Genomic DNA, 17,749 nt, shown 5'->3' with positions numbered 1-17,749 from the left:
CCGATTCCAAATGGCGATCTCGACCTGCCTGGAGAAGGTGTTGCGTCGCCTCGTCACAGCATCCACGGTGCATGAGTATGCGGACTGCGGAGGGGGTGGCGGCTGCGCCCGCCCGGGCGACGCCCGCCGGTTTCCTCCCGCCCGGCCCCTGCCCGTGGCCCGGCCGCTCGGCTACTGTGCCTGCTTGACGCACCGTGTTCGAGCAGCCGACAGACCGTCAGCAGACCACCGGGAGGCCACCGCATGCGCCGAATCGCCGTCGTCGGAGCGGGCCAGGCCGGCCTGCAGCTCGCGCTCGGGCTGGTGGCCGACGGGTGCGAGGTGACGCTGGTCGCCGAGCGCACCCCGGAGCAGGTGCGCGGCGGGCGGGTGCTGTCCACCCAGGCGATGTTCGGCCCGGCGCTGCGGATCGAGGCGGCGGCCGGGCTGGACCTGTGGACGGACGAGGCCCCGTCGGTGTCCTCGGTCGACGCGGCGCTCGTGGCGCCGCCGGCCACCCGTGTCCTGGAGTTCACCATGACCCTGGACGAGCCCGCCCGCTCGGTCGACCAGCGGATCAAGCTGGCCCGATGGCTGGAGCTGCTCGCCGAGCGCGGCGGCCGGGTCGAGTACCGCTCGCTGGACCCGGCCGGGCTGCACGCGCTCGCCCGGCGGCACGAGCTGACCGTGGTCGCGGCCGGACGCGGCGAACTGGCCGGGATCTTCGAACGGAACGCCGCCCGCTCGCCCTTCGACCGGCCGCAGCGCGCGCTGTCCTGCCTGTACGCGCACGGCGTCGGCTCGCCCGACCCGGCCGCAGGGCCCCGGGCCCGGATGCACGCGCTGCCCGGCCTCGGCGAGCTCTACCTGCAGCCGGCCCTGACCCGCTCCGGCCCCTGCGACATCCTGCTCTGGGAGGCGCTGCCCGGCAGCCCGCTGGACGCCTTCGGCGACGGCCCCGAGGTCGGCGTCCAACTCGACCGGATCCGCGCCCTGTTGGCCGAGTACCTGCCCTGGGAGGCGGAGCACTGGCGGGACGCCGAGCCGACCGACGCCGGGGCCGGGCTCTGGGGCGCGGTGACCCCGACGGTCCGCCGCCCGGTGGCGGAACTGGGCTCGGGCGTCGACGCCGTGCACGTCCTGGGCCTGGGCGACGCGGTGGTGGTCAACGATCCGATCACCGGCCAGGGCGCCAACGGCGCCGCGCGCGCGGCGGAGGCCTACCGGCAGGCGATCCGCGAGCACGGCGACGCCCCGTTCACGGCGGACTGGATGTGCCGCACCGCCGAGCGCTTCTGGCAGCAACACGCGCGCCACACCGTCGAGTTCACGGCCGCCATGCTGACCATGCCGGACCACCTGCAGGGCGTCTTCGCGGCCGCCGCCGAGTACCCGGCGGTCGCCCGCCGGCTCGCCAACACCTACGCCGAACCGAGCGACCACGCCGCCTGGCTGGCCACGCCCGAGCTGGCCGCCGCCTACCTCTCCTCGATCGGAAACTAGGGCCAGTCCGGCCGATCTTGCCGCGCGCGCGACGCCGGACAGGACCCTGGGGCGTGTCTGACAACCCCCGCCGCCCGCTCGGAGGTCCGACAGGCCGGACCGCACGCGGTGGGAGACCCCACTTGCCCCCGGCCCGCCCCCGGGACGACGCTGGAGGGAGGACGACAACGGGTGTGGGAGGCGTCGCTCGTGGACGGTCGTGAGCCCGCGGAGCGGTCCGACCGTGGCCACCGGAGCGTGCCGCACACGGCGGACCTGCGGGTGGAGGCATGGGCGCCGACGGCCGAGGGCTGCATCGGCGAGCTGGTGCACGCCGTCGTCGGCAGCTTCGCCGACCTGTCCGGTGCCCGGGTCATCGGCGAGCGCGCCTGCACCGTGCTCGCGGTGAGCGACCCGGACCTGCTCGCGGGCGTCCTGGAGGAGGTCATCTACCGGATGGACGCGGACGGCGAACTGCCCGCCGCGATCGCCCTCGGGCCGATCCGCGGCCTGGACGGCGCCCGCAGCGTCGAGGTGCGCTTCCGGATGGCCGACACCGCGACGGCGGCCCTGGTCGGTGCCGTGCCGAAGGCCGTCTCGCTGCACGGCCTGGAGCTGGGCGAAGGGCCGGGCGGCTGGACCTGCGCGGCCACCGTGGACGTCTGAAACGCGCGCCGAGCGAGCGGGGTGAGCGAGGTGGAGATCGTACTGGCCGAGGCGGGCCGCCACCGCTGGCGGATCGAGCCGCGCCCGCCGATGCGGGTGCCCGGCGTGGTCTTCGCGACCGGCGCGCTGCTGCCGCAGGCCGCCGGGGACCGCGCGCTGGAGCAGGTCGCGAACGTGGCGACGCTGCCCGGGATCGTCCGCGCCTCCTACGCGATGCCCGACGTGCACTGGGGCTACGGCTTCCCGATCGGCGGGGTCGCCGCCACCGACGTCGAACAGGGCGGGGTGGTCTCGCCGGGCGGGGTCGGCTTCGACATCTCCTGCGGGGTCCGGCTGCTCGCCGCCGGGGTGGACCGGGAGGAGCTCGACGCCGAGCGGATCCGCCGCTTGATGGACCTGCTGGACCGCACCGTCCCGCGCGGGCTCGGCCGCGGCGGGCTGTGGCACCTGGACGGGCCGGAGGAACTGGACGAGCTGCTGCTCGGCGGCGCCCGCTACGCCGTCGAGCACGGCCACGGCGTGCCGCGCGACCTGGAGCGCTGCGAGGACCGCGGGGTGCTGGCCGGCGCGGCCCCCGGCGAGGTGAGCACCCGGGCCGTCGAGCGCGGCCTGCAGCAGGTCGGCAGCCTCGGCTCGGCCAACCACTTCCTGGAGGTGCAGGCCGTCGACCAGGTGCACGACCCGGAGACGGCCGCCGCCTTCGGACTGCGGGCGGGCCAGATCTGCGTCATGATCCACTGCGGCTCGCGGGGCCTCGGCCACCAGATCTGCACCGACCACGTCCGCGCCATGGACCGCGAACTCCACCGCTACCGGATCGAGCTCCCCGACCGCCAACTCGCCTGCACCCCGGTCGACTCCCCGCGCGGGCGCGCCTACCTCGGCGCCATGACCGCCGCGGCCAACTACGGGCGGGCCAACCGGCAGCTGCTCTCCGAGGCCGCCCGGCGGGCCTTCGCCACCACCCTCGGCGTCGGGCTGGAGCTGGTCTACGACGTCTCGCACAACCTCGCCAAGCTGGAGACCCACGAGGTGGACGGCGAGGCGCGGAAGCTGTGCGTCCACCGCAAGGGCGCCACCCGAGCCCTGCCGCCCGGCGACCCGGACCTGCCCGCCGACCTGGCCCGCGCCGGGCAGCCGGTGCTGGTCCCGGGGACGATGGGCACCGCCTCCTACGTCATGGTCGGCCTGCCCGGTAACGAGGCCTTTCGCTCCGCCTGCCACGGCGCCGGGCGGGTGTGGAGCCGCCACCAGGCGCTGCGCATGGTGCGCGGCGAGCACCTGAAGGGCGAACTGGAGGCGCGCGGCATCGCCGTCCGGCCCGCCTCGATGCGGGCCCTGGCCGAGGAGACGCCCGAGGCGTACAAGGACGTGGACGCGGTGGCCGCCGTCACCGAGGCCGCCGGGCTGGCCCGGCAGGTCGCCCGGCTGGTGCCGCTGGGGGTCTGTAAGGGATGAGCGGGTGAGCGGATGAGCGGGTGAGCCGCCGCCCGGCCCGGGCGCGTCCCGCGACCGGTCCGGGCCCGGCGCGCCATGGTGGTCGGACGCGCCGTGGCGGGAACGATCCGCCACGGCGGTCCGACGAGCCGGCCACGGTCCGGAGCGCCAGTCACAGGAGGTGGGCATGCCGGGGAACGCGGCCGGGCCGGTGATCGAGCTGCGCGCGCTCACCAAGCGCTACGGCGCCACGGTCGGTATCGAGGACCTCGACGTCACGGTCGAGGCCGGCGAGGTGTTCGGACTGCTCGGCCCCAACGGCGCCGGGAAGACCACCACCCTGCGCTGCCTGGTCGGCCTGCTCGGCCCCAGCGAGGGCCGGGTGCGGGTGCTCGGCCTGGACCCGCTGGCCGACCACGCCCGGCTCGCCCCCGCCCTCGGCTACCTTCCCGGCGAGCTGCGCCTCTACCCCGAACTCACCGGGCAGCAGACCCTCGACCTCCTCGCCGCCCTCCAGGGCGCCCCGGTGCCCCGGCAGCGCGAGCTGTGCGAACGGCTGAAGCTCACCCCGGCCGAGCTGGCCCGCCCGGTGGGGCAGTACTCGCGCGGCATGAAGCAGAAACTGGGGCTGGTCCAGTCGCTCCAGCACCGGCCCGCCGTGGTGGTACTGGACGAACCCAGCGAGGGCCTGGACCCGCTGCTCCAGGAGACCTTCTTCGAACTGCTCGCCGAGGAGACCGCCGCCGGGCGCACCGTGCTGCTCTCCAGCCACGTGCTGCCCGAGGTGCAGCGGACCTGCGGCCGGGTCGCGATCGTGCGCCGGGGGCGGCTGGTGACCGTCCGCTCGGTGGCCGAGCTGCGCCGGGCCCGGGCGCGCCGGGTGCGCCTGGTGTTCGACGACGGACGGGGTGCCCGGCCGCTCGGGGCCGCCGAGCGGTGGTCCCCGCGCTGGGAGGGCCGGCGGGTGGAGCTGCTGGTGCCGCCCGACGAGGTGGTCCCGGCCGTGCGGGGCCTGCTGGCCGAACTGCCGGTGGCCGACCTGACGGTGGAGGAGGCGGGCCTGGACGAGGCCTTCCTCGACCTCTACCGCTCCGGTGGGCAGGAGGACCGGCCGTGACCCCGGGCACCGTCAGCCGCCGCCTCCCGCTGGTCTGGCTCGCCCTGCACCGGCGGCGCCGGATGCTGCTCACCCTGCTGATCGCCATGGTCGTCTTCGAGGCCCTGATCGTGGTGATCGCCGGAACCGTGCCGACCGGCGAGCTGTTCGGCGCCCGACGCACCCCGCCGGGCGCGTTCAAGGCCTTCAGCGGCTCCAACGGCGACGTCTCGATCGCCAGTTACCCCGGACTGCTGGGCGCCGGGCTCACCCACCCGGTCTGGATCGCCCTCCAGCTGACCGTGATCGGCTCGCTGGGCGCCGCCGCCGTCGCGGCCGACGTCGAGTCCGGCACCATCGAGCTGCTGATGACCCGCCCGGTCTCCCGGCGCCGTCTGCTCGCCGAGCGGGCCGGCGCGCTGATCGCGGCCTCGGTGCTGCTGAACGCCGCCGCCACGCTGGCCGTCGCGCTCGGGGTGGCGGTCTCCCCGAAGCTGCGCGACGCCGTCCCGGAGGGCGGGGTGTTCACCGCCGGACTGCTGGGCTGCGCCCTCACGTTCTGCCTGACCGGGCCGGTGCTGGCGGTGTCCGCGCTGAGCCGGCGGCGGGCGCAGGTGGTGGGCGCCGCGGTCGTGTTCGGCGCGGGCGGCTTCGCGCTCAACTTCGTCGCCCTGGCCTGGTCCCCGGCCGAACGGCTGCGCTACCTCAGCCCGTTCCACTACTACGCGCCGGGCGACGCGCTCGCGCACGGCGGTCTGCCCTGGGCGTCGCTGGCGGTGCTGCTCGGGGTGGGGCTGCTCGGCCTGCTGGCGGCCTTCCGGCTGCTGGAGCGACGGGATCTGGCGATCTGACTCCCGGTGCCGGAGTGCGCGGGCGGGGTCCTCGGCAACGACCCTCCTGAATCGCCGCAGGTGGGGCCACTCCTGCTGCCGCCGCTGTCCCGGCCCCCGGTGGCCCGGCAGCGTGTACCCTGCGCTGCCGGGCCACCGGCAGGCCGGTGCCCGCTGACGCCACGCCGAACGAGCTGATCGCCGTCGCAGGCGCCCGGTGACCGCCCCCGCGACCCGGGCACGGCCGGGCCGACGGTCCGGCCGGCTGCCGGTTGCCGGCTCGCCTCAGCCGAGGTCGAAGGCAGTGGGGGAGTGCCCCGCCCAGACGGTGCGGGAGGCCTGCTCGGGGTAGCGGACGGTCTCCGGGCGGGCGTCCAGGACCCGGGTGAGCTGCCGCTCCGGCTCGTGGGCGGCCCACCCGGGCTCGCCGGTGGTGATGAACCGGATCCAGGCCTGCTGCAGCTCCCGGGAGATTTCGACGGCCTCCGGGGCGGGCGGGTCGCCGAGGAAGTGGCGGCCCATCGGGCTGTTCAGGCTGCCGAAGGCGAGGGGGATGTCCAGGCCGTGGCAGGGGCCGAACACCCCGCCCATGGCGGGGGCCGGGTAGGCGAGTTCGAGGAGGTACGAGGTGCCGCCGGCCGCCGTGTTGCCCTCGGCGAGGTGCAGCGAGGGCATCCGGAACAGGGCGTCGGAGAAGACGGTTTCGAGCAGGTCCTCGGGCGTGGCTCCGGGGAGGGCGGTGCGGTAGGCGTCCGGGCCGTCCGGCGGCGGGGCGAGCAGGTCCAGGGCGGTGCGGGCGTCCTCCTCGGTGAAGGTGCCGTGCCGGCCGGCGAGGACGGCGAACAGCCGGAACTCGTCGCGGGTGTGGCCGACCAGCAGTTCGACGCCGGCGGCCCGCCCGGCGGCCAGAGCGGCCCAGGGGGCCTCGGTGAGGACCTCGCCGTCGACCACCGGGACGGTGGCGACGCCGGAGTGGGCGAGCCGCCCCCAGCGCGCCAGGTGCGCGGGGAGCGCGGCGTTGAGGTCGGTGACCGCCGCGGCCAGGCGCCAGGGGTCGACCTCGGCGAGGGCGGCGGCGGTGGGGGCCGTGCCGAGCCGCTCCGCCAGGGCGGCGGTGACCTCGGCCGCCAGCGCGGGGGTGCAGAGGTTGCCCCCGACGCTGTGGGCGACGGCTCGGTGGAACAGGCGGCGGGCCCGGGGCATCGTCAGCAGCGCGGCGACCGAGGCGGCCCCGGCCGACTGGCCGGCGATGGTCACCCGGTCGGGATCGCCGCCGAACGCGGCGATGTTGCGCCGTACCCACTCCAGGGCGGCGATCTGGTCGAGGAAGGCGCGGTTGGCCGGGGTGCCCTCGATGAGCGCGAAACCCTCCGCGCCCACCCGGTAGTTGACGGTCACCACGACGATCCCGGCCCGGGAGAGTTCGACCGGGTCGTACAGCGGGTCGCCCGAGGTGCCCGAGATGAATCCACCGCCGTGGATCCAGACCAGCACCGGCAGCCCCGCCCCGCCCGGGTCCGGGGTGCAGACGTTGAGCGTCAGCCAGTCGGTGCCGTGGGTCGGCTCGGCGGGCAGCGGCCCGGACTGCGGGACGACGGGGCCGAACTCGACGGCCTCGCGGACGCCGTCCCAGCGCTCGGGCGGGGCGGGGGCGGCGAAGCGGAGCGGTCCGACCGGCGGGCGGCCGTACGGGAGGCCGCGGAAGACCGCGAGTCCGCGGTCCACCAGGCCACGGACGGCTCCCTCGGTGGTGTGGGCGACGGGCTGTACGAGCACGGTGACACTCCATCCCTCGGAATGCCTCCAGCGTTGTCGGTCAGGTGTATTATGTCAAGCGTATTGGAAAGCCGGGGGAGTCTTCGAGGAGTGCCGGGCCATGCCCAAACAGGTGGACCACCAGGAGCGCCGCGAGACCATCGCCCGGGCGCTGTGGCGGGTCGTGGAGCAGCGCGGTGCCACGCAGCTGACGATGCGCGAGGTGGCCCGGGAGGCCGGGATCTCCCTCGGGCAGCTGCAGCACTACTTCGGCTCCCGGGCGGAACTGCTCGGCTTCGCGATGGATCTGGCCGGCGAGCAGAGCGCGCGGCGGGTCGGCCTGGCGCTGGCGGAGCTGGGCGAACGGCCGCACCCGCGCGCGGTGTTGCGGGCCATGCTGGTCGAACTGCTGCCGCTGCACGCCGATTCGCGGGTGACCAGCCGGATGAGCGCCGCCTACGTGCTGGAGGCGCTGCACGACGAGGAGGTCCACGCGCGGGCGCGGGAGGCCCTGGTGCGGGGGCGCGGCGCGGTGGAGCAGGTGGTCCGGCAGGCGATCGCCGACGGGCTGGTCGCGGCCGACCGCGACCCGGTGGTGGAGACGGACCTGCTGCTCGCGCTCACCGGCTTCACCACACTGCTGGAACTGGGCGTGGTCGGGCCGGACGCCGTGCTCGCCGCCGTCGACCGACACCTGGACGGGCTGTTCGCGGGGGAGGGCGGGGCGGGGCGGCCGGCCCGTGACGGCGTGGCAGGCTGGGCGGGTACCGCCGCAGCCCCGCGTGACGCCAGCCCCGCGTGACGCCAGCCCCGCGTGACCCCAGACCCGCACGACGCCAGACCCGCACGACGCCAGACCCGCGACCAGCTGACGCCAGACCCGTGACCAGGAGCACCCGCATGGACCGACCCGCCGCCCTCCGCCTCGACGCCAACGCCTCCGGGCACCCGGCGGGCATCCTCGACGCCGCCGAGCAGGCCGAACGCCGGGGCATGGACCGGCTGGTGGTCGCCGAGACCGCGTACGACCCCTTCCTCCAGCTCGCCCGGGCCGCCGACCGCACCGAGTCGATCGAGCTGGCCACCGGCATCGCGGTGGCCTTCGCCCGCACCCCGATGACCCTGGCCTACCAGGCCTGGGGGCTGCACGCGGCCTCCGGCGGGCGGGCCGTCATCGGGCTGGGCTCGCAGGTCAAGCCGCACATCGAGAAGCGCTTCGGGATGCCCTGGGACCGCCCGGCCGCCCGGATGCGCGAGTACGTGCATGCGGTGCGGGCGATCTGGCACAGCTGGCAGACCGGTGAACGGCTGCGCTTCCGGGGCGAGTTCTACACCCACACGGTGATGACGCCGGTCTTCTCGCCCGACCCGATCCCGGCCGGGGTGCCCCGGATCCTGCTGGCCGGCGTCGGACCGCTGATGACCCGCACCGCCGGGGCGGTGGCCGACGGCTTCCTCGGACATCCGTTCTCCTCCACCGCCTACCTGGCCGAGCAGGTGCTGCCCGGGCTGATCGAGGCGCGCCGGCAGGCGGAGACCGAGGGGGCCGCGTGGACCGGGCGGCCGTTCGAGATCGTCGGCAACGTGCTCACCGCCGTCGGCCGCACCGAGGAGGAGCTGGCGGCCAACCGGGCTGGGGTGCGGGAGCGGATCGCGTTCTACGCCTCCACCCCGGCCTACCGCCCGGTGCTGGCGCAGCACGGCTGGGAGGAGCTGCAGGAGGAGCTGCACACCCACTCGGTGCGCGGGCGCTGGGCGGAGATGACGGCGCTGATCTCCGACGAGGTGTTCGACACCTTCGCGGTGTCCGGCACGGTCGAGGAGGTCGCGCGGGAGATCCACCGCCGGTACGCGGGGCTGGTCACCCGGCTCTCCGTCAACCTGCCCGAGGACGCGGACCCGGCGCTCGGCCTGGACGTGCTGGCGGCGGTGCGCGCGCTGGGCTGAAACGGTCCGAGATCTGCCATCGGATGGTGCTGATCGATCAGGAGGCGGCCAAGAACTGGCACATTCGGGCAAGCGGTTCCGGGCGGCCCGCCCGGGCGGCAGGATCGCGCTGAGCGGGACGGACGGGTACGGCCGGATCGGCCGTCCTGGCACGACCTGCGTCCTGTCATGTCTTGGCCACCCGCTGCCGATCGTGAGGGTTACCCGCGTGTCCGTGTCCGACGATCGCACCGTTGATGACGACCCGTACGGGAACTGGGAACTCGCCGAGGACGACGAACTGGCCGACCTCGACGAGTTCCTGCGCGTCTGCGCCGAACTGACCGGCTTCGACGTCCCCGAACTGCACGCCACCGGCATGGCGCACGAGCACCACCACACCACCCTGGCCCACCCGGTCCGCGACGAGCACGCCCTCGTCCACCTCTGGTACGTCGGCGCCTGGCCCGGCGAAGCGCCCTCCTCCGCCAGCGCCCACGACCAGGGCCTGGTCTGGCGGACCTTCCGGGCCAGCCCGCCCGGCAGCGCCGCACCCGGCCACGGCAGCTGGGCCGAGGCCCCGCGAACGGGTGAGCAGCCGACGGGTGAGCATCGGTGAGCGCCCGCTGGGACGCCGTCGTGGTCGGCGCGGGCTTCGCCGGGAGCCTGGTCGCCCAGCGCCTCGGCGCCCGGGGCTGGCGGGTCCTCGTCCTGGAAGCCGGACGGACCGCGCCCACCGCCGCCGAGACCGTCACCGCCCACCGCGCGGCCGGCGGCGGTCCGCCCACCGCGCCCTACCCGCACAACCCCGACGCGCCGTCACCCGATGTCACCGACCTCACCGGCCACCCGGACGGCGGCTTCACCGCCACCGGCTACCTCCGCCAGTACGGCCCGCTGCCCTACGCCAGCGGCTACCTGCGCGCCAACGGCGGCACCGGACTGCTCTGGACCGGCCTCGCCCCGCGCATGCACCCCGAGGACTTCCGCACCGCCGACCTCGGCCACGGCCGCAACTGGCCGATCGGCTACCACGACCTGGAACCGCACTACCGCGACGCCGAACGGGAACTCGGCGTCGCCGCCGACGCCGAGGAACAGCGCCGGGCCGTCGGACTCCCCATCCCGGACGACTACGCCTACCCGATGCGGGCCATCCCGGCCAGCCACCTCGACCGGCAGCTCGCCCGCGCCCTCGACGGCCGCACCGTCCGCGACCCCGCCATGCCCGACCCGGCCCGACTCGCCGTCACCGCCACCCCGCACGCCCGCAACGGCCTGCCCACCCGGCCGGGCACCGGCCACGGCCCGCCCTGCGTCGGCAGCGCCAGCTGCGTCCCGGCCTGCCCGAGCGGCGCCAAGTACACCCCGCTGCGCACCCAGGCCCGCTGGGCGCCCACCGTCGAACTGCGCACCGAGGCCGTGGTCAGCCGGGTGCTCGCCGACCCGGCGACCGGGCGGGCCACCGGCGTCGAGTACCGGTCCGGCGGGGCCGCCCACCGGGTGACAGCGGGCCTCGTGGTGCTCGCCGCGCACGCGATCGAGAACGCCCGACTGCTACTGCTGTCCGGCCTGGCCAACCGCAGCGACCAGGTCGGCCGGAACCTGATGGACCACCCCGCGCTGCTCACCTGGGGGCTGATGCCCGACCCGGTCGGGCCGTACCGGGGGCCCGGCTCCACCAGCGGACTGGAGGCCTTCCGCTTCGGCGGGGCCCGGCACCGGCGGGCGCCGTTCCGGATCGAGATCGGCAACTGGGGCTGGTCCTGGGCCGGCGGCACCCCCGAGGCCGAGGCGGCCGCGCTGCTCGCAGCCGGACTGCGCGGCAAGGAACTGCGCGAACGCCTCGGCGACCGGCTGGGGCGGCAGTTCTCGCTCCAGTTCGAGCTGGAGCAGCCCGCCGACCCGGCCAACCGGATCACCCTCGACCCGGAACGCCGCGACCCGCTCGGCCTGCCCGTCCCGGCGATCCACTACGACCTGGGCGGCTACGTCCGCGAGGGCATGGCCTCCGCCCGGGCCGTCTCCGACCAGCTCTTCGCCCTGCTGGGCGCCGAGGACCACACCGCCTACCCGGGCGCCGGCTGGCCCGGCCGGCTGGAGCACCGGGGCGAGGCGTACGGCTACCGGGGCGCGGGCCACGCCGGCGGCACCCACCTGATGGGTGACGCGCCCGGCACCTCCGTGGTCGACCACTGGCAGCGCTGCTGGGACCACCCCAACCTGTACGCCGTCGGCTGCGGCTCGATGCCCTCGCTCGGCACCTCCAACCCCTCGCTCACCATGGCCGCCCTGGCGCTGCGCAGCGCCGAACGGATGCACCAGGACCTGCTGGAGCTGCGGAGCCCGGCGACCGTCTCCCCTCCCCGTACACCCGTACCCCCTTCGTCGCCCTCGGAGCGCTCATGACCGGCCTGCCGCTGCCGCCCGTACCGGAGCCGTACCACCTGCCCTTCCACTACGGCGCGCTGCACAACGTCGGCGTCGACTACCTGGTGGAACCCGAGCGGGCCCGCGCGCTGCTCGCCAAGCGCCACCCGGGGCTGAGCGTCGCCGCCTTCGACGGCGGGGCCTGCGTGTCGCTCAACTACCAGCTGTACTTCGCCCAGTACCCGAACGGCGGCGGCATCACCCAGGAGCTGGAGATCAACCTGATCGCCCACCCGGCGTTCGCCGAGGACCGCATCCCGGCAGTCAACTACGGGCAGTACGCCCGCGGTTACGACCAGACCAAGCTGCTCGGCATCGCCCGGCTGCACGTGCTGTGCGACAACCCGCTCGCCATCGACGCCGGGCGCCGCCTGTACGCCGAGCCCAAGCATCCCGGCTGGTTCGAGACCACCATGCCCTCGCTCAACGCGCCCGCCCTGCGCGAACGGTGGACCGTCTCCTGCCGCCGGGCCGACCTCGGGGCGGACGGGCTGCGCCGGCACGAGGAGGAGATCCTCGCCCTGGACGTCGACCTGGTCGGCCTCACCCCCGAGCCCGTCAACAACACCCCGATCACCGGCTACGGCACCGACGACGAGGGCAAGCTGCTCGCCGGACCGCTGAACGTCCACCAGCCCTACCGCTACTACGCGTTGGACGACCGCAGCGCCGACCGCGTCCGGCTCGACCTCGGCAACCCCGCCGAGGAGGCCGCCCGCGACCTCGCCCTGCTGGTCGGCGACGCCCCGGCGGCCGGAGTCTGGACCTACCAGTCCGCACCGGTGGCCGCCCACAACCGCGCCTACTACGTCCGGTGACGGGCAGCCCCGTCCCGACCGGGAGCACCGCCGTGCGCCGGGACGTCGTGGGCGGCCCGGGGCGACGACAGGCGGCCCGCCGGCGCAAACCCGGTGGACCTTCGCGATCAGTGCACTAGTCTGTCGTGCCGACATGGACGAGCACGGGAACATTGAGACGGACGACGTCGAGGCGCTGCGGCGGCTGCACGACGGCGGGGACTACCGGCGGCTGGCCGAGCGGACCTCGAACCCGGACGTCCTGCGCCAACTTGCCCGGGCGGATTACCCGTTCGTCTGGCACGCGATCGCCCGGAACGCCGCCGCACCCGCCGATCTGCTGGTCCCGCTGTCGGCTCGGCGGCACAGCACCTGGAACGACAACTGCCTGCTCCAGCTGATCGCCGCCCACCCAGCCCTGACCGGCGCCGAGTTGGACGGCCTGGTGCCGTTGCTGGCCGCGCGCCTGCGGGAGGGCGACCGCCCGTACGCGGCGGTGCTGGAACTGGCCCGGCGGCCGGAGTTGCCGGCCGAGCGGCTGAACTGGCTCGGGCACCTGCCCGGTTCCTCGGCCCACCTCCGCCGGGGGATCGCTCGGGCGCTGGCGGCGCGGCCGGTTGGCTGAACGCCGCCGGTCCGGAGGCTGACGGGAGGCGCGGCCGAGGACTCAGGCGCTCGGCGTCGGGCGGACGGCGCGGCGCTCGCGCAGCGTGCGCAGCACTCGGCGGGTGGCGCGGGTGGCGACCGGCGGGAGGAGGTCCAGGGCCAGGCGGCGCGAGGTGGAGCGGATCTGTGCGGGCGTCTTGACCTGGTAGTTGAGCCGCAGCACGTGGTGGCCGGCGATGGTGTCCTCGTCGACGGTGTAGTCCTCGGCCCGCCAGTCGCGTTCCAGCAGGGTCCGGCGCGCGGCTTTGGCGTCGCCCCAGGTGCCGTAGAACTTCATCGGGGTGAGCAGCACCGGCCGCAGCCCGCCGGTGAAGACCGCCTCCCACACCGCGGCCGAGACGCCCGGGGTGTGCTCGGAGCGGTAGTCGTCCAGTGAGACCAGGCCGTCCTCGGCGAGGGCGGACCTGGCCACCAGGATGTCCCCGCTGACGTGCTCGTACAGGTGCGAGGCGTCGACATGGACGAATCGGCAGCTGCCCGCCGGGATCCGGCCGTCGGCCAGCACCGAGGTGGGCGCCTGGACGATCTCGGGCAACTCGCGGTGGAAGGCGAGGTAGTTGGACTCGAAGGCGCTGCGGGTGAGCGTCTTGCGGTAGGACATCGTCATCTCGGCGGCGTTGTCGGCGTCGCCCGCCTCGGAGTCGAACAGGTCGCAGACGGTCAGTCGCTCGCCGGGCTGCAGGTGGTCCCCGAGCAGCACGGCGCTGCGGCCGAGGTAGCTGCCGAGCTCCAGGATGTCGCCGGTGATCCCGGCCGCCGTCTGGGCGGACAGCAGGTGCGAGAAGGCGGCCCGGTCCAGCCCGAAGAACCAGCCGGGGATGTCGTCCCGCCGCTGCGGAGCGGGGCGGGCGGCGGCGATCGCTTCACTGGGCACGGCTGCCTCCAGGGGACGGGCGGAGCGCGGTGGTGGATCACGCCGCGGAGGGGCGCCGTGGTCGTGAGGCCGATCATCATAGCGATGCCCGGGCCACCCGGGACCAGCTGCCGAACGGCATATTTCCGCTCCCGTCAGAGGCTTTCCGGACCGTCCGCGCCGACCAGCCCGGCGATGGTCTCGGCCAGCCACGCCCGTTCGGCGGCGCTGGAGGCCCGGGCGACCAGCAGCATGCCGCGCCGGAACGGGTTCGGCTCCCGCTCGGCGGTGACCGGGCGGCCGTCCCCGTCGTAGAAGAAGCTGCTCGGCGCCTCCAGGAAGGCGAGTCGGCGGCGGAGCACCGCGGCCTGCCGGAGCGGGTCGGCCAGGTGGTGGAGGAAGGCGGCGAGGGCGAAGAAGCGGATCTGGTCGGTGATCTCGGCCTGCTCCGGGTCGGCCAGTCGGCGCAGCAGCTCCGCCCGGCCCTCCTCGGTCAGCTCCAGGGTCTGGCGCGGTGCGGCCCCGCTGCCGGGCTCGGTGCGGCGGTGCAGCAGGCCGGCCTTCTCCAGTCGGGTGATCGCGGGGTAGAGCGCGCCGTCGCTGACCGGCCGGACGTGACCGGTCAACCCGGTGATCCGGGACTTGAGTTCGTAACCGTGCAGCGGCTGGTCGTACAGGAAGCCGAGGATCGCGAGGGTCAGCACAGTCGAAGCCCTTTCGTTGGAGTGCGCCCCATGGCGCGGCCATGTTACCTCTTGCCGAGGTGTCTCGAATCGAGGTATATCAATTCGAGGCAGAGCCGATCGAGGTGGGCGCCCGCTCCGGTGCGGGCGGCGGAACGAGGGGGGAACCATGCGCGAGCAGCTGTCCCGGCTGGCCGCTCTGGCCGGACCGGTCTACGCCGAACTGCTGTCCGGGGTGATCGCCACGGTGATCAGCACGCTGTGGGTCGCGAGCCTCGGCGGATCCGCCGTCGCCGCCGTCACCCTGGCCGGCACCGTCGAGAACCTGCTGCTCGGACTCGTCCTGGTGGTGGCCTCCGGCGTCAGCGTCCGGCTCGCCCGGGCCCTCGGCGCCGGCGACCGGGACGAGGCCGCCCGCATCACCCGTGCCGCCTGGCGCCTCTGCGCGCTCGGCAGCCTCGCCCTCACCGTCCCCGGCTTCCTGCTCCGGGACCGGCTCGCCGCCGTCTTCCTCGACGGCGAGGCCGCCACCCGGGCGGCCGAGTACTTCACCGTCGCCTTCCCGGCGTTCGTCCTGTTCTTCGCCCAGCGCGTCGCCGACGAACTCTTCAAGGGGGCGGGGGACACCCGCACCCCGATGCGGATCGCCCTGCTCTCCAACGCCCTGCTCCTGGTCCTCGATCCGCTGCTGATCCTCGGCCCCGGCCCGCTGCCCGCCCTCGGCGTCACCGGCGCGGCCCTCGCCCTCGCCACCTCCCGGGCGGTCGCCCTCGCCGTCACCCTGCGGCTGCGGCCCCGAACCGGAGGAGCGGTCCGGGGCGTCGGCGCGGCAGCCGTCCGCATCCTGCGGGCCGGCGCGCCGTTCGGCCTGGACTTCACCGCCCGAATGGCCGTCGGCACCGCCCAACTGGCCCTGGTCGCCGGCTTCGGAGTCGCGGCCGTGGCCGGATACGGCATCGGCTACCGGCTCCTGCTCCTCGTCACCATGGCCTTCTACGCGCTGCGCCAGGCCACCGCCATCCAGGCCGCCCGTCTCACCGGCGCCGGAGCGGCCGCCGACCTGCGGGCCCTCCACCGCGCCACCGCCCGCCTCGCCGTCGGGCTGGGCGCGGGCGCGGCGCTGCTGGCGGCCGGCTGCGCCGGCCCGCTGACCGCCCGGTTCACCGACGATCCGGCCGTGACCGCCCAGTCCATCGGCTTCCTGCACCTGACGGCCCTCTACCTCCTCCCGTACGCCCCGGCCGTCGCCCTCGGCGGCTTCCACCAGGCGACCGGCGCCGGGCGGGCGCTGGTGCTGGCGGCGGTGTTCGGGCTCGGTGCCCAGCTCGGGGCCGCGGTGGTGCTGTCGGGGGCGTTGGGGGTGGCCGGGGTGTGGTGGGGGCAGGTGGTGGGGGCGGTGGTGCAGTTGGCGTTGCTGCTGGCGCTGACTCGGCGTGGGATCGGCGCGGTCGGCGGTTCAGGAGGCCCTGCCGGGCCGGGGGTGCAGGCCGGTGGCGAAGGTGTGGGCGGCCGCCAGGTCGCGGGCGTCCGGGCGGTGCTTGTTGATGCCGCCGACCAGTTTGAAGGGGAGCCAGGTGTCGTGCCCGCGGGCCGTGAAGCTGCCGACCACCTCGAAGCCCTTCGGCTCCAGGAGCCGCGTCAGCGGGCGGGTGAAGGGGCGGAAGCCGGGCTCGGGTAGGCCGCTGGTGGCGAAGACGAAGGCTTGGCGGGGCTGTTGGGCCGCGGGGAGGGCACGCACGTAGTCGCGCAGCCGCGGGTGCGGCCGGCCGGTGAAGACGCCGGAGCCGAAGCCGACCAGGTCGTAGCCGGCGAGGTCGGCCGGGTCGAGCTCCTCGGGTTCGACCACCGGGGCGGCCAGTGCCTGGCCCATGGCGGCGGCGATCCGCCGGGTGTTGCTGTGGGACACCGAGACGCACACGATGACGGCCTTCATGGTGATGCTCCCTTCGCTCCGCGCTCGCGGTGGGTGCGGAAGGTCCGCGCCCACAGGGTCGACCGGGCAGCGCTCGGGAACGTGACATCGGGGGGCCGGCCGGCTCAGGCCGAGGGAAGAGCGCCGAAGGCGTGGACGCCGGTGCGGCTGCCGCGGTAGACGGCCGTCCCGGCGGCGGCCAGCGAGACCACGGTGAACTCGCCGTCGGTGCCCAGGTGTTCCGGCTCGTCCTGCCAGCGGAGCCGGCCCGTCGCGAGGTCGAACGCGTACGGTTGCGTCAATCGGGTGAACGGCGCCGCCGCGCACCACGCCCGGAGGGCCGCGCCGGGGCGTCAGCGACCTTCACCGCGCGGACGGGCCGAGGTGGGCGTCCAGGCTGGTGCGCAGCAGCGATTCGAGGCCGTCGCTGCCGGTGGCCAGCCGCAGGCTGCCCCAGGCGCGCAGCTGGGCCAGGCCGTGCAGGTTGGCCCAGAGGGCGGCGGTGGCGGCGGTCGGGTCGTCGGACTGGGGGTGGACCTCGGCGACCAGGCCGACGAAGGTCAGGAAGAGCGGGAGGGTGGTGCGGCGCAGCTCGGAGCCGCTGCCCTCCAGCAGGTCGTGACGGAACATCAGCTCGAACATGCCGGGGTTCGCCGCCGCGAAGCCCAGGTAGGCGCGGGCGAGCGCCTCGATCCGGGTGCGTGCGTCGGCGCCGGTGGTGACGGCGAGGGCGTCGGCGCCCGCGAGGGAGTCGGTGAGCCTGCCGAAACCCTGGCGGGCGACGGCGGCGAGCAGTTCGCGGTGGGTGGGGAAATGGCGGCGCGGTGCCCCGTGGGAGACCCCGACGTGCCGGGCGATCTCGCGCAGTCCGAGGGCGTGGACGCCCTCCCGGGTCACCAGCTCGACTCCGGCGGCCACCAGTCGGGCGCGCAGGTCGCCATCCTGCTCGGTCAGGGGCTCGATCATGGTCTCGGTCATGGCCTCAGTCATGGACACTGTCTACCTGATCTTCGTAGACACTGTCTACTCGGCTGGGCGGCCGTCCGCCCGGCAGAATCGGAGGCATGGACGAAGGTGGCGAGTCGGCCTGCTGGCTGGACCGGGTGTGCCCGGAGTGCGGACGGCTGCGTGAGCGGCCGGGCCCGGGCCCGTGCGAGAACTGCGGCGCGGATGCGGACGGGGAGTCCGGCGCTGAAACGGAGCAGGGGCCGGGGCGGGAGCCGGGTCGGGGCGACGG

At 75.2% G+C, this 17,749-nt stretch carries 17 protein-coding genes and 1 pseudogene; 12 read left to right on the top strand and 6 right to left on the bottom strand.

Annotated features, from left to right (window positions below; genetic code table 11):
- Window positions 1-243: 243 nt before the first annotated feature.
- From ACIG5E_RS19560 to ACIG5E_RS19540, 5 genes are all read left to right on the top strand, one after another.
- Complete coding sequence (locus ACIG5E_RS19560; RefSeq protein WP_396534839.1) at window positions 244-1,482, top strand: styrene monooxygenase/indole monooxygenase family protein; 1,239 nt, start codon at window positions 244-246, stop codon at window positions 1,480-1,482.
- 189 nt (window positions 1,483-1,671) lie between these two features.
- A complete protein-coding gene (locus ACIG5E_RS19555; RefSeq protein ID WP_396534837.1) occupies window positions 1,672-2,127 on the top strand; it encodes an archease in 456 nt (151 codons plus the stop codon).
- Between the two features lie 30 nt (window positions 2,128-2,157).
- Complete coding sequence (locus ACIG5E_RS19550; RefSeq protein ID WP_396534835.1) at window positions 2,158-3,585, top strand: RtcB family protein; 1,428 nt, start codon at window positions 2,158-2,160, stop codon at window positions 3,583-3,585.
- Between the two features lie 166 nt (window positions 3,586-3,751).
- Window positions 3,752-4,681 carry an ABC transporter ATP-binding protein gene (locus ACIG5E_RS19545; protein ID WP_396534833.1) on the top strand — a complete coding sequence of 310 codons (930 nt, stop codon included), beginning with the start codon at window positions 3,752-3,754 and terminating at the stop codon, window positions 4,679-4,681.
- A complete protein-coding gene (locus ACIG5E_RS19540) occupies window positions 4,678-5,511 on the top strand; it encodes an ABC transporter permease subunit (RefSeq protein ID WP_396534831.1) in 834 nt (277 codons plus the stop codon). The genes ACIG5E_RS19545 and ACIG5E_RS19540 overlap by 4 nt, the downstream gene beginning before the upstream one ends.
- A gap of 264 nt (window positions 5,512-5,775) precedes the next feature.
- On the opposite strand, the gene ACIG5E_RS19535 is transcribed toward ACIG5E_RS19540, so the two are convergent.
- Complete coding sequence (locus ACIG5E_RS19535; RefSeq protein ID WP_396534829.1) at window positions 5,776-7,266, bottom strand: carboxylesterase/lipase family protein; 1,491 nt, start codon at window positions 7,264-7,266, stop codon at window positions 5,776-5,778.
- Window positions 7,267-7,366: 100 nt separating this feature from the next.
- Between ACIG5E_RS19535 and ACIG5E_RS19530 the strand changes: the two genes are divergently transcribed.
- The 6 genes from ACIG5E_RS19530 to ACIG5E_RS19505 all read left to right on the top strand — a co-directional run bounded on the left by ACIG5E_RS19530 (window position 7,367) and on the right by ACIG5E_RS19505 (window position 13,023).
- Complete coding sequence (locus tag ACIG5E_RS19530; RefSeq protein ID WP_396534827.1) at window positions 7,367-8,047, top strand: TetR/AcrR family transcriptional regulator; 681 nt, start codon at window positions 7,367-7,369, stop codon at window positions 8,045-8,047.
- A gap of 98 nt (window positions 8,048-8,145) precedes the next feature.
- Window positions 8,146-9,192, top strand: coding sequence for a TIGR03617 family F420-dependent LLM class oxidoreductase (locus ACIG5E_RS19525; protein WP_396534825.1), 1,047 nt, complete (start codon window positions 8,146-8,148; stop codon window positions 9,190-9,192).
- Between the two features lie 214 nt (window positions 9,193-9,406).
- Window positions 9,407-9,790: a hypothetical protein gene (locus ACIG5E_RS19520; RefSeq protein ID WP_396534823.1), complete on the top strand. Its 384-nt coding sequence runs from the start codon at window positions 9,407-9,409 to the stop codon at window positions 9,788-9,790.
- The gene (locus ACIG5E_RS19515; protein WP_396534821.1) at window positions 9,787-11,580 is read left to right on the top strand and encodes a GMC family oxidoreductase; all 1,794 of its coding nucleotides are present in this window, start codon (window positions 9,787-9,789) and stop codon (window positions 11,578-11,580) included. The genes ACIG5E_RS19520 and ACIG5E_RS19515 overlap by 4 nt, the downstream gene beginning before the upstream one ends.
- Window positions 11,577-12,419, top strand: a complete 843-nt coding sequence (locus ACIG5E_RS19510) for a hypothetical protein (RefSeq protein WP_396534819.1) — start codon at window positions 11,577-11,579, stop codon at window positions 12,417-12,419. Before ACIG5E_RS19515 ends, ACIG5E_RS19510 begins: the two co-directional genes overlap by 4 nt.
- Window positions 12,420-12,552: 133 nt before the next feature.
- On the top strand, window positions 12,553-13,023 hold the full coding sequence (locus tag ACIG5E_RS19505; protein ID WP_396534817.1) for a hypothetical protein: 471 nt from the start codon (window positions 12,553-12,555) through the stop codon (window positions 13,021-13,023).
- A gap of 42 nt (window positions 13,024-13,065) precedes the next feature.
- On the opposite strand, the gene ACIG5E_RS19500 is transcribed toward ACIG5E_RS19505, so the two are convergent.
- Together ACIG5E_RS19500 and ACIG5E_RS19495 are read right to left on the bottom strand one after the other, a co-directional pair.
- The gene (locus ACIG5E_RS19500) at window positions 13,066-13,938 is read right to left on the bottom strand and encodes a class I SAM-dependent methyltransferase (RefSeq protein WP_396534815.1); all 873 of its coding nucleotides are present in this window, start codon (window positions 13,936-13,938) and stop codon (window positions 13,066-13,068) included.
- 134 nt (window positions 13,939-14,072) lie between these two features.
- Complete coding sequence (locus tag ACIG5E_RS19495) at window positions 14,073-14,621, bottom strand: PadR family transcriptional regulator (RefSeq protein WP_396534813.1); 549 nt, start codon at window positions 14,619-14,621, stop codon at window positions 14,073-14,075.
- Window positions 14,622-14,769: 148 nt separating this feature from the next.
- Here ACIG5E_RS19495 and ACIG5E_RS19490 point away from each other — a divergent pair.
- A pseudogene (locus ACIG5E_RS19490) lies at window positions 14,770-15,909 on the top strand (MATE family efflux transporter); the annotation flags it as partial.
- Window positions 15,910-16,056: 147 nt separating this feature from the next.
- Here ACIG5E_RS19490 and ACIG5E_RS19485 read toward each other — a convergent pair.
- The 3 genes from ACIG5E_RS19485 to ACIG5E_RS19475 all read right to left on the bottom strand — a co-directional run bounded on the left by ACIG5E_RS19485 (window position 16,057) and on the right by ACIG5E_RS19475 (window position 17,502).
- The gene (locus ACIG5E_RS19485; protein WP_396534811.1) at window positions 16,057-16,533 is read right to left on the bottom strand and encodes a flavodoxin family protein; all 477 of its coding nucleotides are present in this window, start codon (window positions 16,531-16,533) and stop codon (window positions 16,057-16,059) included.
- A 104-nt stretch (window positions 16,534-16,637) separates the two neighbouring features.
- The gene (locus ACIG5E_RS19480; RefSeq protein ID WP_396534809.1) at window positions 16,638-16,814 is read right to left on the bottom strand and encodes a hypothetical protein; all 177 of its coding nucleotides are present in this window, start codon (window positions 16,812-16,814) and stop codon (window positions 16,638-16,640) included.
- A 61-nt stretch (window positions 16,815-16,875) separates the two neighbouring features.
- A complete protein-coding gene (locus tag ACIG5E_RS19475) occupies window positions 16,876-17,502 on the bottom strand; it encodes a TetR/AcrR family transcriptional regulator (RefSeq protein ID WP_396534807.1) in 627 nt (208 codons plus the stop codon).
- Window positions 17,503-17,749: the final 247 nt, after the last annotated feature.

The organism is Kitasatospora sp. NPDC053057 (assembly GCF_044546945.1).
Lineage (GTDB): Bacteria > Actinomycetota > Actinomycetes > Streptomycetales > Streptomycetaceae > Kitasatospora.
This window is presented reverse-complemented; position numbering and strand designations above follow the sequence as displayed.

Excerpts from the sequence above, each read along its gene's own strand:
- ACIG5E_RS19560 (WP_396534839.1), top strand. The coding sequence starts at position 244 with ATGCGCCGAATCGCCGTCGTCGGAGCGGGCCAGGCCGGCCTGCAGCTC.
- ACIG5E_RS19545 (WP_396534833.1), top strand. The coding sequence starts at position 3,752 with ATGCCGGGGAACGCGGCCGGGCCGGTGATCGAGCTGCGCGCGCTCACC.
- ACIG5E_RS19530 (WP_396534827.1), top strand. The coding sequence starts at position 7,367 with ATGCCCAAACAGGTGGACCACCAGGAGCGCCGCGAGACCATCGCCCGG.
- ACIG5E_RS19525 (WP_396534825.1), top strand. The coding sequence starts at position 8,146 with ATGGACCGACCCGCCGCCCTCCGCCTCGACGCCAACGCCTCCGGGCAC.
- ACIG5E_RS19510 (WP_396534819.1), top strand. The coding sequence starts at position 11,577 with ATGACCGGCCTGCCGCTGCCGCCCGTACCGGAGCCGTACCACCTGCCC.
- ACIG5E_RS19505 (WP_396534817.1), top strand. The coding sequence starts at position 12,553 with ATGGACGAGCACGGGAACATTGAGACGGACGACGTCGAGGCGCTGCGG.
- ACIG5E_RS19485 (WP_396534811.1), bottom strand. The coding sequence starts at position 16,533 with ATGAAGGCCGTCATCGTGTGCGTCTCGGTGTCCCACAGCAACACCCGG.
- ACIG5E_RS19475 (WP_396534807.1), bottom strand. The coding sequence starts at position 17,502 with ATGACTGAGGCCATGACCGAGACCATGATCGAGCCCCTGACCGAGCAG.